General features: G+C 70.9%; 15 protein-coding genes. 6 read left to right on the top strand and 9 right to left on the bottom strand.

Going from position 1 to position 14031, the window contains the following annotated elements; genetic code table 11:
- Positions 1-8 precede the first annotated feature (8 nt).
- Positions 9-482: a methylmalonyl-CoA epimerase gene (gene mce / locus VFB40_RS11240; RefSeq protein WP_324849685.1), complete on the top strand. Its 474-nt coding sequence runs from the start codon at positions 9-11 to the stop codon at positions 480-482.
- A gap of 78 nt (positions 483-560) precedes the next feature.
- On the opposite strand, the gene VFB40_RS11235 is transcribed toward mce, so the two are convergent.
- On the bottom strand, positions 561-1103 hold the full coding sequence (locus VFB40_RS11235; protein ID WP_324849683.1) for an SRPBCC family protein: 543 nt from the start codon (positions 1101-1103) through the stop codon (positions 561-563).
- On the bottom strand, positions 1100-2113 hold the full coding sequence (locus VFB40_RS11230; protein WP_324849681.1) for an NADPH:quinone reductase: 1014 nt from the start codon (positions 2111-2113) through the stop codon (positions 1100-1102). Before VFB40_RS11230 ends, VFB40_RS11235 begins: the two co-directional genes overlap by 4 nt.
- A gap of 234 nt (positions 2114-2347) precedes the next feature.
- Here VFB40_RS11230 and VFB40_RS11225 point away from each other — a divergent pair, with 234 nt between their 5' ends.
- Positions 2348-3736, top strand: a complete 1389-nt coding sequence (locus tag VFB40_RS11225; protein WP_324849679.1) for an FAD/NAD(P)-binding protein — start codon at positions 2348-2350, stop codon at positions 3734-3736.
- A 55-nt stretch (positions 3737-3791) separates the two neighbouring features.
- Here the strand turns inward: VFB40_RS11225 and VFB40_RS11220 are convergent, their stop codons facing one another.
- The 5 genes from VFB40_RS11220 to ppk2 all read right to left on the bottom strand — a co-directional run bounded on the left by VFB40_RS11220 (position 3792) and on the right by ppk2 (position 9170).
- Positions 3792-5858 (bottom strand): helix-turn-helix domain-containing protein, encoded by a 2067-nt coding sequence (locus VFB40_RS11220; RefSeq protein ID WP_324849677.1) that lies wholly within the window; start codon positions 5856-5858, stop codon positions 3792-3794.
- A 394-nt stretch (positions 5859-6252) separates the two neighbouring features.
- Positions 6253-6561: a DUF3349 domain-containing protein gene (locus VFB40_RS11215; RefSeq protein WP_324849675.1), complete on the bottom strand. Its 309-nt coding sequence runs from the start codon at positions 6559-6561 to the stop codon at positions 6253-6255.
- Positions 6562-6633: 72 nt separating this feature from the next.
- The gene (locus VFB40_RS11210; protein ID WP_324849673.1) at positions 6634-6906 is read right to left on the bottom strand and encodes a hypothetical protein; all 273 of its coding nucleotides are present in this window, start codon (positions 6904-6906) and stop codon (positions 6634-6636) included.
- Positions 6907-7018: 112 nt separating this feature from the next.
- Entirely contained in the window at positions 7019-8173 is a 1155-nt protein-coding gene (locus VFB40_RS11205; protein WP_324849671.1) for an inorganic phosphate transporter, read from the bottom strand.
- A 91-nt stretch (positions 8174-8264) separates the two neighbouring features.
- Positions 8265-9170 (bottom strand): polyphosphate kinase 2, encoded by a 906-nt coding sequence (gene ppk2 / locus VFB40_RS11200; protein ID WP_414642078.1) that lies wholly within the window; start codon positions 9168-9170, stop codon positions 8265-8267.
- A gap of 314 nt (positions 9171-9484) precedes the next feature.
- Here ppk2 and VFB40_RS11195 point away from each other — a divergent pair, with 314 nt between their 5' ends.
- A complete protein-coding gene (locus VFB40_RS11195) occupies positions 9485-10423 on the top strand; it encodes an alkaline phosphatase family protein (RefSeq protein ID WP_324849667.1) in 939 nt (312 codons plus the stop codon).
- A gap of 24 nt (positions 10424-10447) precedes the next feature.
- Here VFB40_RS11195 and VFB40_RS11190 read toward each other — a convergent pair whose 3' ends face one another.
- Both VFB40_RS11190 and VFB40_RS11185 read right to left on the bottom strand, forming a co-directional pair.
- The gene (locus VFB40_RS11190) at positions 10448-10768 is read right to left on the bottom strand and encodes a branched-chain amino acid transport AzlD family protein (RefSeq protein ID WP_324849665.1); all 321 of its coding nucleotides are present in this window, start codon (positions 10766-10768) and stop codon (positions 10448-10450) included.
- On the bottom strand, positions 10765-11430 hold the full coding sequence (locus VFB40_RS11185) for an AzlC family ABC transporter permease (protein WP_324849663.1): 666 nt from the start codon (positions 11428-11430) through the stop codon (positions 10765-10767). The genes VFB40_RS11190 and VFB40_RS11185 overlap by 4 nt, the downstream gene beginning before the upstream one ends.
- 64 nt (positions 11431-11494) lie before the next feature.
- Between VFB40_RS11185 and VFB40_RS11180 the strand changes: the two genes are divergently transcribed.
- The 3 genes from VFB40_RS11180 to VFB40_RS28530 form a co-directional block, all read left to right on the top strand.
- A complete protein-coding gene (locus VFB40_RS11180; protein WP_324849661.1) occupies positions 11495-12067 on the top strand; it encodes a helix-turn-helix domain-containing protein in 573 nt (190 codons plus the stop codon).
- 137 nt (positions 12068-12204) lie between these two features.
- On the top strand, positions 12205-13635 hold the full coding sequence (locus tag VFB40_RS11175) for a glycoside hydrolase domain-containing protein (protein ID WP_324849659.1): 1431 nt from the start codon (positions 12205-12207) through the stop codon (positions 13633-13635).
- A 256-nt stretch (positions 13636-13891) separates the two neighbouring features.
- On the top strand, positions 13892-14031 hold a 140-nt coding region (locus VFB40_RS28530; RefSeq protein ID WP_349261440.1), incomplete at its 3' end, for an ATP-binding cassette domain-containing protein.

Below are 14031 nucleotides of genomic sequence, written 5' to 3'. Positions count from 1 at the left end.
GTCAGTTCATGCTCACCCGGATCGACCACGTCGGGATCGCCTGCCGCGATCTCGACGCCACCGTGGCGTTCTACCGCAAGACCTTCGGCTTCGAGGTCTTCCACGAGGAGGTCAACGAGGACCAGGGCATCCGCGAGGCGATGCTGCGGATCAACGGCACCGACGACGGCGGCGCCTCGTACCTCCAGCTGATGGAGCCGACCAGGCCGGACTGCGTGGTGGCCCGGTTCCTCGAGCGGCACGGCGAGGGCGTGCACCACATCGCGTTCGGGTCCGCGGACGTGGCGGACGCCCTGGCGGGAGCGGTCGCGGCCGGCGTGACCCCGGTCATCGACGGCCTGCGGACCGGATCGATGGGTTCGCTGGTGACCTTCCTGCACCCCAAGGACTGCCACGGCGTGCTGACCGAACTGGTGCAGGCGCGCGCCGTGGACCGGCCCGACGAGACGACACCGGAGGCGCCTATAGGGAGCGATGCCTAGCCAGGAATCCACTCAGTCATGCATGGCTGTGCCCCGGCGGAATACACCCGCCGGGGTATAGTCGTCGTTGCCGGGTTCTCAGTCCTTTTCCACGACCGTTTTGATCCGCTCGACGGTGGCCTGCACGTCCTCGGCGAGCTTCGCGTTCCACTCGCGCACGAACCTGGCCTGCTGCTCCTCGTCCAGGTTGGCGAAGATCTTGCTCAGGCCCTCGGTGAGCCGGCCGAGCCGGTAGGAGTGCACCAGCGTGCAGCCCTCGGGCGCGGGCGCGAACTCGTAGCTCCAGGTGCTGTCCTGCCGGCCGCGCGCGCTGTTGAGGATCACCCAGCGGAACACCGCGCCGCGCTCGGCCTCGACCACCTCGGCCTCGGTGCTCCACGGGCCGCGGATGACCGGCGCCCAGGGGACCGTGTCGCTGCCGCGTACGTTGTCGCCGCGGAAGATGGACCCCACCTTCCCCGGCTCGCCGACGATCCAGGCGCCGCCGGTGCACTCGGCGCTCCACTCGCCGCTGCGCGCCAGATCGGTGATCACGTCGTACACCTTCTCCGGCGTGGCGTGCACCGTGATCTCGGACCGGACCTGGAACGTGGCCGACGCCTCTTGCTGCCGTGCGCTCATGACGACCATCCCTTTCGTAACGTCTTCCATCTGAGCGGGTCGATCACGATCAGCAGCCGGCGGCCGCGCAGCTCGCCGCGCTCCATCCGGCGGTGCGCCTCGGCGGCCTCGGCCAGCGTGCATTCCTCGACCGCGCGCGGGGCGAGCAGGCGCTGGGTCAGCATTCCGTTGACGCCTGCGGCGGCCGCGGCGAGTTCGGCCGCGGTCGCGTGCGAGATGACGAACCCGTGGATCGCGGCGTCCTTCATGTAGAAGGGCCCGACCGGCAGCACCGGCCGCGCGGCCACGCCGGCCAGCAGCACGATCCGGCCGCGCGCGGCGAGCAGGTCCACCGCCAAGCCAAGGTCGTTCACTCCGTAGCTGTCGATCCACAGGTCGTATCCGGCGGGCCGGGCCTCGTGCAGCCGGCCGGCTAGGTCCTCGTCCGCGTAGTCGAACACTTCCTCGGCGCCGAGCGAGCGGCAGTACTCGAAGTCGCGGGTCGAGGCGGTGGCCACCACGTGGGCTCCGGCCCGCACCACCATGGCGACCAGCGCCGCACCGACGTTTCCCGCGGCTCCCGCGACGAACACGGTCTCGCCGGGCCGCAGCCGGCCGTGCGCGAACAGCGCTAGGTGGGCGGTCGCGCCCGGATGGACGACGGCGACCGCGTCGCGCGGGTCAACCCCGGCCGGAACCCGGTACAGCCGATCCGCCGGAACCACCGCGCGTTCGGCGGCGGCGCCCTGCCGGCCCTCGTGCCCGAGGCTGTTGCACCAGACCAGGTCGCCCGGTGCGAAGCCGGTGCCGGCCGGTGCCTGCGCCACTGTGCCGACCACGTCCCTGGCGATGACGAACGGGAACGGGATCGCGGTGCGGAAGACGCCCGAGCGCACGAACGTGTCCACCGGATTGACGGTGGTGGCCAGCACGTCGACCAGTACGTCCGTGGGTCCGGGTATCGGGTCGGGCAGCTCGCCGACGCAAATCGCTTCCGGCGGGCCGAGTTTTTCGATGTACGCCGCTTGCATACCGTCCAGTCTCTGGCGGGCGCGGTGCGGGCGGCCACCGCGGAGATCCGGTTTCGTCAAGTCCGGGCCGCGTGCGGCCGCGGGAACGTGCACCGTGCGCTGTGCACCTGACGGAACCTAGCCGCGTTCGTGGCCTTCGCAGGGTCCTGCGGCGAAGATGGCCGGTATTCGGAGAGGGGCCGGTGCGGCCGGAGCCCGCGACACCTGCTTTCTTCGGGCGGTCAGGAGTGTCACATGGCTGGCGGGGTGAGGACGGTCTGCGTCATCGGCGCCGGCCCGCGCGGACTCTCGGTGCTGGATCGGCTGTGCGCCGCCGCGCGAGTGGGGACACGGCCGGGCGGGCTGGTGGTCCACGTCGTTGACCCGGCGCCGCACCGCGCCGACGGCTCGCGGCGTGCCGAGCGGGCGCTGCACCTGTCCATGGACGCGCCGGCGTCAGGGATTTGCGCCTACTCGGACGGTGAAGGAGTCCTCGTCGACGACCAGGCCGCGGCGCGACGAAGCCTTTACGCGTGGGCCAGGCAGGTGGCCGAATTCGGCGGCATCGTGGAGAGCGGCGGGCTGGATCGCCTCCACGGCCTGGACGCACGGCTCGTTTCCGAGGCCGGTACGCTGCGGCCGGATTCCCGGCCCAGTCGCGCCCTCTACGAGCGGTATATCGCAGGATGCTTTCAGCGAATCGCCGCCCGCGCGCCACGCAATGTGTTTCTCCACATGCATCGCTCCGGCGCTGTCGCGATGGCCGACATCCACGGTCTCGCCGACGGGCGTCAGGGCGTGAGACTGGAGAACGGCATCAGATTGAACGACTTGGACGCCGTGGTGCTCGCCGAGGAACGTGCCGGCGTTCGCCCCACCGCGCTGCAGGAACGCACCGCCGCCCTAGCACGTATTCACTATCTGACATATGTTACACCGGGAGATCCGCTCGACGCCGATCTCGACGGCATCGAGCCAGGGCGAAACGTGCTGATCCGAGGGCTCGGGCCGGCCTTTTCCGACTATCTGGCGCTGCTTACGCTCGGGCGCGGAGGCAGATTCCTCCGAAACGGTGACCGCATTCGCTACCAGCCATCGGGCGACGAGCCGGTGATCCATGCCGCATATCGCGGATGCTCGGCACCGAAGCAGACGCCTGAGTCGGTCGCACTCGTCGAGGCCGGCGTCCTGAAGCTCACGGGTCCGGCGACGGAGATCCGGTTCGACGCGACCGATCCCGCCTTCGCCGCGGTGTCGCGTCTCGCGCCGCTCGCGCCTGTGCGCGCTCGCGCACTCATCGAGGCCCGGCCGACACGGCCCGACCCACGGCGAGCCCTCGATCCGCTACTGATTCACCTCTTGAAGACCGCTCAGGCGACAGCGTACCCGTCGGCGCTCGCGACCGCTCCGGGGGCACGGCGCGGAACCGGCGGCTTGGCAGTAGCCTGCGATACGCCTCACCTGCTCGACGTCCGCGGACACGCGCATCCCCGGCGATTCGCGCTCGCGCAGTCGGACCAGGCCGCGGCCCGAGACGCGGACACCGTCGCCCGAGCGGTGCTGGCCTTGCCGCCGGCCGTGGATCCGCACGCGGACGGGTCCGGACCGGCCGCCGGATCGGACCTGCGGGAGCTGATCGTCTGACCGAGTTCTCCGTGACAGGGTTCTGATCTCCCCTGACGTTCCCGTCCAGCACCGCTTAGCCTGAGACAGCGGCGTCCATCTCGGCGGCTTGGGCGCTGATCCGGGCCAGCCGCAGCGCGACCTGGATCTCCAGGATCCGGCGCGGCTCCTGCCAGTCCGCCCCCAGCAGCTCGCTGATGCGCTCGAGCCGCCGCGAGACCGTGTTCGGGTGCACGTGCAGCGCCTTCGCCGCGGCGGACGCGTTGCCGCCGGAGGCGAAATACGCGTCCAGCGTCTCGACCAAGGCCGCCGAGCGGCGCAGGTCGTAGTCGAACACCGGTCCGACGACCGAAGCCACCAGGTCGATCGTGTCCGGTCCGCCGGCCATCAGCTGCCCGAGGAAGCCCAGGTCGCCGATGGCCGCGGCCCGCCCGGTCATGCCGAGCGCCCGCATCGCCGACAGACAGCGCCGGGCCTGCCCGTAGCCGCTTCGAAGGCGCTCGGGCTCGGTGCGCGCGCCGGTCACCGGGCCGCCCGCGCCGGCTGTCACCGATCCGGCCAGGGCCGCAGCCAGTTCGTCGTGTACGGCGAATACCGCTGCCCGCGCATCGTCGCCGCGCAGGAGCAGTGCGACGCAATCCTCGACCATACAATACAGAGCATTGACACGCCCGGCGTAGCGCTCGGCCCAGCCGGCGGTCGCCCGCAGCTCCTCAGCTTCCGGCCGCGCGACGACGAGCACGTGGGGTGCGTCGAGGTCGATGCCGAGTGCGTGCGCCTGCGCGGCGGCGAGCTGCGCCGAATCCACCGCGTCGGGGGTCAGGAGCTGTTCCAGCAGGCCCTCCCGGCGCGGTCCCTCCGGTTCCGCGGCAGGCTTCGGCAGGCGTCTGAGCGAGACCGCGAGGATCCGCACGACCACCCGCAGCAGCAGCCAGTCGCGGTCGGACAGGGGGCGGGCGGAGCCGGTGACCAGCGTGCCGAGGTGCTCGGCGCCGGCCCGGATCGGCACCATCCACCGGCCGGCCTCGATCCGGACCGCGCCTTTGGCGATCTCCCCGGCGCCGGTCGCGGCGCTCTCGCCGAGGTCCACGGCGCTTTGCGTGGTGGCTGCCTCTTCGAGCGGCAGGGTCTCGGGGGCCTCGGGCTTGGAGGCCGCGGAGAGACTCCCGTTGCGGCAGTAGACGGCGACGTCGAATCCGAGCAGCCGCGCGCAGCCGCGTACGAGGACCGGAAGGCGGGCCTCCGCGAGCGTTTCGTCGAGCAGCTCGCAGCAGGTGTCTATCCGCCGGCGTATGTCGAACCCGGCCTCGGCCATCTCGCGATACCGGTCGAGCTCGGTGCGCGCGGCCGCCCCGCGGGCCAGTTGCTCGGCGTTGCCGATGAACGCCCCGACGAGTTCCGCGTGCTTCTCCATCAGGGCGACCTCGGCGACGGTGAACCGCCGGACGCCGCGGCTCGCCCCGTAGACCATGCCGAAGCGCGCTCCGTCCCGCAGCAGCGGCGCGGCGATGATGCCGCGCAGCCCCTCCTGACCGACGACGCGGTCGGTGTACGCGGTGTGCTCGAAGCGGTTGTCGGCCAGGTAGTCGGGCGTCCACACCGGGGTCGCCCCGGTGCCGGCGTCGCCGCCGAATCCGCGCGGGCCGCCGGCCAGCCGCAGGCCGACGCTGGCGACCGACACGTGCCCGTCGGCGACGACGATCCGGAAGCGGCCGGGCCGCTCGTCCGGGACGCTCACGAACACCGCGTCCAACGCCAGCAACTGCCGCACCTGCCGGGCGGCGGTCTTCAGCAGGGCGCCGAGGCCGTCGGCCGGCCACAGCTCCTTGACCATGTCGACGAGGGAGCGGGAGAGCGCCGCGTCATGCCGGCAGCGTTCGAAGTTCCGCAGGATGCCGGCATACAGCTGCCGCGCGTGCTCGTCCTCGTCCGTGTCCTGATTCGCGCTGCCGGGCGCCGCACCGGGCGCCATGCCGGTCGCGGCGAGCGCTTTCGCGCCGTTCACGGCGTCCGGCACCGCAAGGCCGCCGGCGACACGCCCGCGCACCAGCGCCTCCGTCACCGCCTGCGCGTCCCCCTGCAAGGTCTCGTGGGCCAGCAGCTCCAGCATCCGCAGCGCCACCGCTCGCGTACCCTGCTCCATTGCGTATTCCCTCCCGCGGCTCAGCCTCGCAATGTAAAGATGAACCCGCATCTGGACCGGCGCTTGGAGCGTGCCTCCCGCGCTCCCGCGCGCCCTCGACGGGCGATCCCCCACCGCCACGCAGTGCGCCGCCGCTTCCCCGGGGCGACGCCGATTCGGAATCAAAGAACAGTCGAACCACGCGGCCCGCCGACGCGCCCGCGCTCACTCTTCCAGTGTCGCATGACCCTGCGTATCACGACACGGAATCAGAAACCTGCGCCACTACAAACTCACGCGAAAGGCCTCTGACCTGCGCCGGGAATGAAAACTGCCGGTAACCGAGTACTCGGTTACCGGCCGCTTCCGACCAACGGAACGATCGACAGGGTTCGAATATGACTTACTCTCGGGTTCAGTCGGTACGCTGACTCAGCGCCTCGGGTTCGTCCCATCCGGCGGCGCCGAGCCGGACACGCACCCGCTCGACGTCCGCTTCGGACGGCGCCTCCTGGATCAGGCGCGCGATGGCCTCGCCGATCGCCGCCGGGTTCTGCGCGGCCTCGTCCTCGGCCAGCGCCGCGGCGATCTCGGCGACCTCATGGTCCGAGAGCCTGCGCCGCAGCAGCGCGAACAGCGGCAGGTAGTCGCGGTCGGGCACCCCCTGCGGATAGCCCTTGCGGACGAAGTCGATGACGGATTGCAGCAGCGGCGGGATCGGCATCGCGGACCTCGGGTGCGGGATGGGCGAAGCAGGGCGGGTCTAGCGATCCGGGCCGGCGGACCGGCCCAGGGTTCAACTGTGGCTGACGATGCTGTAGATACCCCACCCGATCGCGGCCAGCACCACCGCGAAGCAAAGCACCGCCAGGGCGAGTCCCAGCGACCCGGCCGAGGCGGCCCGGCCGCCGCCGTCCGCTGCCTGGGCGCGCGCCGTCCCGGGCTCGGCGCCGCGCGCCGGGCTCAGCGCACGCAGCCCGACCGCGAACAGCGCGGGCAGCCCGGCCCCGGCCAGCAGGCCGACGACCACGATCTTCCACAGCGCGGTCAGATTGATCCAGGAGTTCATCGCGGCCCGCCTCGCTTCCCTGCTCTCGCTCGATTCTCGGACGTCGGGTGTGTGGAAGCCGGGTGCACGAAATTCGGGCACACAGTGGCAGCGCGAACAGTGAGCGGGCGCGTCATGCGGCGGCGCCGACGGGTTCCCGCGCCGGGGCCACCGAGCCGGTCCATTCGGCGTTGACGTTGCCCGCCGTCACCGGGGTGCGCCGCGAGTTGAGGTAGAAGGCCAGCGCGCAGGCCACCAGCACGACGAAGATCACCGAGACGCCGGCCGTTCCGCCGATGCCGTGCGCCGCCTCGTACGCGAGCGCGCCGACCGCGCCCGCGGCCGGGAGGGTGAACACCCAGGCGGTGGCCATCCGGCCGGCCACGCTCCACCGCACCTCGGCGCCGCGCTTGCCCACTCCGGAGCCGAGGATCGAGCCGGTGGCCACGTGCGTGGTGGACAGCGAGTAGCCGAAGTTGCTGGAGAGCAGGATGGTGGCGGCGGAGGCCGACTCGGCGGCCATGCCCTGCGGCGCCTCGATCTCCACGAGGCCCTTGCCCAGCGCCCTGATGACCCGCCAGCCGCCGACATAGGTGCCGAGGCTGATGGCCAGCGCGCAGGAGACGATGACCCAGGCGGGCGCCTTGTGGCCGGAGGCCAGCGACCCGTTCGCGATCAGCGCGAGGGTGATCACGCCCATGGTCTTCTGGGCGTCGTTCGTGCCGTGCGCGAGCGAGACCATCGAGGCGGAACCGATCTGCCCGATCCGGAAGCCGCGGTTGCGCACGCCCTCCGTGACGCCGCGGGTGAGCCGGTAGACCAGATACGTGCCGAGGGCGGCGATCGCGCCGGCGATGACCGGCGAGAGCACTGCGGGCAGAACCACCTTGGACACCACGCCGTGCCAGAGCACCGCGTGCCCGCCCGCGGCGGCCAGCGTGGCGCCGACGACCCCGCCGATCAGCGCGTGCGAGGAACTGGACGGGATGCCGAAGAACCAGGTGGCCAGGTTCCACAGGATGCCGCCGACCAGGCCGGCGAACACCACGGTCGGGGTGACCAGGTGGCTTTGCACCAGGCCGCTCGCGATCGTGGCCGCGACGCTGAACGAGAGGAACGCGCCTACCAGGTTCAGCACCCCGGAGAGGGCCACCGCGACGCGCGGCGGCAGGGCGCCGGTCGCGATCGAGGTGGCCATCGCGTTGCCGGTGTCGTGGAAGCCGTTGGTGAAGTCGAAGGACAGAGCGGTGACGACGACGAGGGTCATCAGCAGGTCGTTGCTGCTCACGTCGCGAACGTATGCGTGCGACGACTGAGACGGAAGGGACCATCGTCATATAACACCCGAGCGTCGCCGAATGTTCATCCGGCGCGACGCCTCAGCGCGACAGCCTCGGCAGGATCTGCTGGGCGTCCGCGGTGCGCTCGGACAGCAGCGCCGCGGAGCCGACGATCAGCGGGTCCGGCGGCGCGGCGATCTCGGGGTCCTTGTCCGGATAGTCGTAGAGCGAGAGCACGTGGCGCATCGCGCCGAGCCTGGCGCGCTTCTTGTCATTGCTCTTGACCACGGTCCACGGCGCGTCGGCGGTGTCCGTGTAGAAGAACATCGCCTCCTTCGCCTCGGTGTACTCGTCCCACTTGTCCAGCGAGGCCAGGTCCATCGGGCTCAGCTTCCACTGGCGCACCGGGTCGACCTGCCGGATCACGAAGCGGGTGCGCTGCTCGGCCCGGGAGACCGAGAACCAGAACTTCACCAGCCGGATCCCGTCGCGCGCCAGCATCCGCTCGAACTCCGGGGCCTGGCGCATGAACTCCAGGTACTGCTCCGGGCCGCAGAAGCCCATGACCCGCTCCACCCCGGCGCGGTTGTACCAGGAGCGGTCGAACAGCACGATCTCGCCGGCCGCGGGCAGGTGCGCGACATAGCGCTGGAAGTACCACTGGCTGCTCTCGCGCTCCGAGGGCTTCTCCAGGGCGACCACGCGGGCGCCGCGCGGGTTGAGGTGCTCGGTGAACCGCTTGATGGTGCCGCCCTTGCCCGCCGCGTCCCGGCCCTCGAACAGCACGACGAGGCGCTGGCCGGACTCCTTGACCCAGTTCTGCAGCTTCAGCAGCTCGATCTGCAGCAGACGCTTGTGCAGCTCGTACTCGGAGCGGGAGAGCCGCGCGTCGTAGGGGTAGTCCTCGCGCCAGGTGTCCACCGGCGTGCCGTCCGCGTAATACAGCACCGGATCGTCGTCGTCGCTGTCGTCCACGCGCAGGTCGGCCGCCGCGGCCAGGTCCAGCGGGCCGCCGGGCTTGGGGCGGGCGCGCAGGTTGGACAGGTCGGTCTTCAGGCCGCGCGGCTGGTCGGTCGGCTCGGTGCTCACGACGGAAGGATCACCCGGACCGGCCGCGCTCGCCAGGGGGCCGGGCAAGGCTGCACCCGTTGTTCATCCCGCGGCCACCCGCGCGAAGGATCGGCGAATAGGGGACGAACCCTTACCGATCGGGCTTGCCCGCAGGCGTTTATGCCAGCACTCTGCGATATTGGGGCGACCACCCGCGAGCTGATCAGGGCTCGCATTCACCGGTACTCGGACTTTGCTAGGAGTCGCTTATGCGCAGCAGGATTCTCGCCCTGGCCGCGACCGTGGCGCTGGCGATCGGCGGCGTCGTGGGCGCCGCCGGGTCGCGGCAGCCCGCCGCGGCCGCCACCGGGCCGTGCGGCACGCTGAGCACGCCCCCGACCTACACCCACGTCATCTGGGTGTGGATGGAGAACCACAGCTACAGCGACATCATCGGCAGCTCCCAGGCTCCGTACATCAACTCACTGGCGAGCGGGTGCGGCCTGGCCACCAACTACCACAACGTCTCGCACCCGAGCCTGCCCAACTACGTCGGGGCCACCTCCGGCCTCGCGGTCAGCTCGCTGAAGAACTTCGACTCGGACTGCAACCCGTCGACCAAGTGCAGCACCTCGTCGGCGAGCATCTTCGGCCAGGGCGAGAGCTGGAAGGCGTACGAGGAGTCGATGCCCTCGAACTGCGACAAGTCCAACTCGGGCGAATACGCGGTGCGGCACAACCCGCCGCCCTACTTCACCTCGCTCAGCGGCTGCTCCACCTTCGACGTGCCCTACACGCAGCTGGCGAGCGACCTGTCCGCCGGCACGCTCCCGGCCTTCTCCTTCGTCACGCCGAACCTGATCGACGACATGCACGACGGCACGATCGCGCAGGGCGACAGCTGGCTGTCGAGCAACCTGCCCACGATCCTGAACAGCGCCGAGTACCAGAGCGGGACCACCGCGGTGTTCCTGACCTGGGACGAGGGCAGCGGCGGCAGCTCCGGCGAGGACTGCTCCGCCAACACCGCCGACAACAGCTGCCACGTGGCCACGATCGTGATCAGCCCGAGCACCCGGGCGGGCAGCACCTCGGGAACGCTGTTCAACCACTACTCGCTGCTGGGCACCGCCGAGCAGCTGCTCGGCCTGCCGGCGCTCGGCCAGGCCGCCTCGTACCCGACCCTGACCTCGGCGTTCAACCTCTGACCTGAATAGCAGTCAGGCGCCGGGTTAGAGCGCCAGCCGCAGCAACGCGGTCGTGGCCGCCGCGGCGATGACGACAACGAGGATGGGCGCCTTACGCCAGGCAAGCAGCCCGCCGACGGCGACGCCGGCGGGTCTGGCGTACCCGGCGAATTCATGGCCCTGAGTCAGTGCGGTCGTGGCGACCAGCGCCGTGAGCAGGACGACGGCCGCGGTCTCCAGCAGGCGGCGGGCCAGCGGCGGGAACTCGACCCGGGAGCGCAGCAGCGGGCCGATGAGCCGGAAGACGAAGGTGCCGGCCGCGAGCGTCACCATGGCGCTCACGAGCAGGACGCGGTTGCCGGTCATGCGCGCACGAAGCGGATCAGCAGTCCGCTCAGCGCCAGCAACTCGGGCAGCCCGGCAGGCAGGTAGACGGAGGCGACCAGCGCGACGGCCGCACCGACCAGCGCGGCCTCGCGCGTGACCCGCTCGCGCAAGGCCGGCAGGATCAGCGCCAGGATGACCGCCGGAAACGTCGCGTCCAGCCCGAACGCGCCGGTATCACGCACCTGGGTGCCGCCCAGACTGCCGAGGAAGGCCCCGAGCGGCCAGGCGATGAGGGTTCCCAGCCCGCACAGCCGGTACGCGGCGCGCTTGCGGACCAGATCCGGCTGGGAGAGGGCGAGCACGACCGTCTCGTCGTTCATCAGATGCGTACCCAGGAACCGGCGCCAGCCCGGCTCGATCACCTCGGGCACCGCCAGTCCGTAGGGCACATGCCGGGCGTTGACCAACAGCCCGGCGGCGACCGCGGCGAACGGGTTGCCGCCGGCGGCCGTGATGCCGACGAACAGGAACTCCGAAGATCCGGCCAGCACGAGGGCGCCGGTCAGCACGGGCAGCCAGAGCGGGAAGCCGGCCGCGACCGCCGACGCGCCGTAGGAGACACCGACCATGGCGACGGAGCCGCAGATCAGAGCGATGCTGCGGAGCAGATCCGGATCCAGTGTTCTCCACGCCGAACGCATGTCCGTCATAGTGAACGCGGCACGGCTGTTTGTCAAAGGGAACGCCGTTCATCAAAATGAACGAATGGCGGACCACCCGACAGCGGCCTCACGGCCCTCGGCCGAGGCCATCGCGGCGGCGCTGCGCCGCGAGCGGCGCCGGACCGGACTGAGCCTGAGCGAGGTCGCCCGCCGGGCGCAGATCGGCAAGTCCACGCTCTCCCAGCTGGAGGCCGGCACCGGCAATCCGAGCCTTGAGACGCTGTGGGCGCTGTGCGTCGCGCTCGACATCCCGTTCGCCCGGCTCTTCGAGCAGCCGCGCCCCAACGTCCAGGTGATCCGCTCCGGACAGGGGCCGGTCGTCGCGGCCTCGCAAGCCGACTACCAAGCCACCCTGCTCGCCGCCTGTCCGCCCGGCGCGCGCCGCGACGTGTTCAGCATTCGAGCCGAGCCCGGCAGCCAGCGCACTTCCGCCCCGCATATGCCGGGCGTGGTCGAGCATCTGGTGCTGTGCGCGGGCAGTGCGCTCGCCGGTCCCGAGGAGGAGCCGGTCCAGCTCGCCCCCGGGGACTACATCGCCTACCCCGGCGACGTGACGCACATCTTCCGCGCACTGGAGCCGGGGACCTGGGGCGTCCTCGTCTCCGAACACGTCTGAGCGGCCGCCCTCGCGCTGCGCCGCGCTCGCGCACTGCTAGGATCTGCGCGGCTTGGAAGCGCTTGCCAAGGTGATGACCGGGGGCATCGGTGCACATACGTTCGTGGCTTGATTCGCGGCGTTCGCGTATTTTCGGTGTGGCTCTCATCGCGGTCGCGGGCAGCGCCGTGGCGGCCGGCGCGATGTGGAGCGACGCCGGTTCAGGTAGAGACCCACGGCCTGCCGCGGCGGGTTCCGCCGGCGGCGGCGCGGTCGCGCAGGTGCTTCTGCCCGGGCCCGCATCGACAAGTCGCGCAACGGGTTCAGCGAGCTCGAGCCACAGCGCCGGCACCTCCAGCGCGCCGGGTGAGGTCTCCGCCGCGGCCCGCGCCGTTTCCTACCTCGGGCACACGTTCACCGTTCCGGCCGGATGGCATCTGGTCGACCTGAGCGGGGATTCCTCGCGCTGCGTGCGCTTCGATGTGCACGCGGTCTACTTCGGCTACCCGTCGGCCGAGCAGCGATGCTCCGGTCAGGCCGACGGCTCGGTGCAGGGCGCCGTGCTGGTGCAGCCCTCCCCCGCCGCGACGACGGCCAGCGCCACCGACGACCCGCTCAACCAGCGGATCACCGCCACGCTTCGCGGCGTGCAGATCACCGCCTCCTACGGCACCGACCGCTCCTCCGTCCTCTCACTGCTTTCCCATGCCGGCGTACCGACGCCGACCGAGGCGCCGACGAACGAGTCGACCGCCGACGTCTCCAACCGCGTCGCGGCGAATCTCGGCTCGATTCACAGCTCGGTCACGCCGCAAATCGTCGGGGCGATGACGCAGGTCTTCACAGGGCTCGGATTCGACGCGTGCACCGCGCCGAGCACGGCAGACATGGCCGCGTGGACCGGATCGCCGTTCGGCGCCGTCGGCGTCTACATCGGCGGCGCCCAGCGAGCGTGCACCCAGCCGAACCTGACGGCGTCGTGGGTCACCGCCGAGACCAAGGCGGGCTGGCGCCTGATGCCGCTCTACGTCGGGCCGCAGGTGGCCTACGGCACGGTCACCGACCCCGCGGCCCAGGGGAAGGCGAGCGCCGACGACGCCGCGACTCAGGCCTCTTCGTTGGGCCTCGGCTCGGGCGCGCTGCTCTACTACGACATGGAAGGCGGCAGCTACACCGCCGCCCAGAACGCCACCGCGCAGGCTTTCGTGAGCGCCTGGACCGCCGAGCTGCACGCCCTGCACTACCACGCCGCGGTCTACGGCAACGAGTCGGGCGCGGTCGGCGCCATGATCTCGGTGTGGGGCAGCACCACCGTGCCGGACGTCATCGACGTGGCCAACTGGAACGGCAACGCCGACGACGACCCCGGCGCCGATCCGGCCGACCACTGGCACGGCCACCGCGTGCACCAGTTCCAGGGCGACGACGCCAACGCGACCTACGGCGGCGTCACCATCGACATCGACCATGACTACTTCGGCCTCGCCGCACCGTGCGGCCCCTCGCTGTCGTCCGGCGCGGTCGTGCAGCCGCGATTCATGACGAGTTGCGCGGCCTCTCCGGCGCCGGCGCCGTCCGCGTCGCAGTAATCGCGGCAATCGCGATGAATCGCCGTTTTCGCTTCGCGTAAGCGGATTTCTCGGGCATAGCGGTCGCACCGTGCCGGTCGGCTGTGTAGTTGGCGCACCCATTGAGCGCTCCTGACAGCCCGTCAGGCGGGTAAGGCCTCGTTCGTGTCCGCCGGTTTCTCTTCCGTTCCCTCGCCATTCAACCGACTCAGGTCCCTACGTCATGTGACGTGCCTACGTTCCTGGAGGCTGGCTGAGGGAGGGGCGTGAGGGACGCATGGAGACGACTGTTGCGATACGGGGCCGCGGGATCACCAAATGCTTCGGTGACATCGTCGCGCTCGACCGCATCGACCTGAATGTCCCGCAGGGCCAGATCCACGGGCTGGTAGGGCCGAACGGCGCGGGCAAGACGAC

Origin of the sequence: Actinocrinis sp. (genome assembly GCF_035650855.1) — a bacterium.
Lineage (GTDB): Bacteria > Actinomycetota > Actinomycetes > Streptomycetales > Catenulisporaceae > Actinocrinis.
This window is presented reverse-complemented; position numbering and strand designations above follow the sequence as displayed.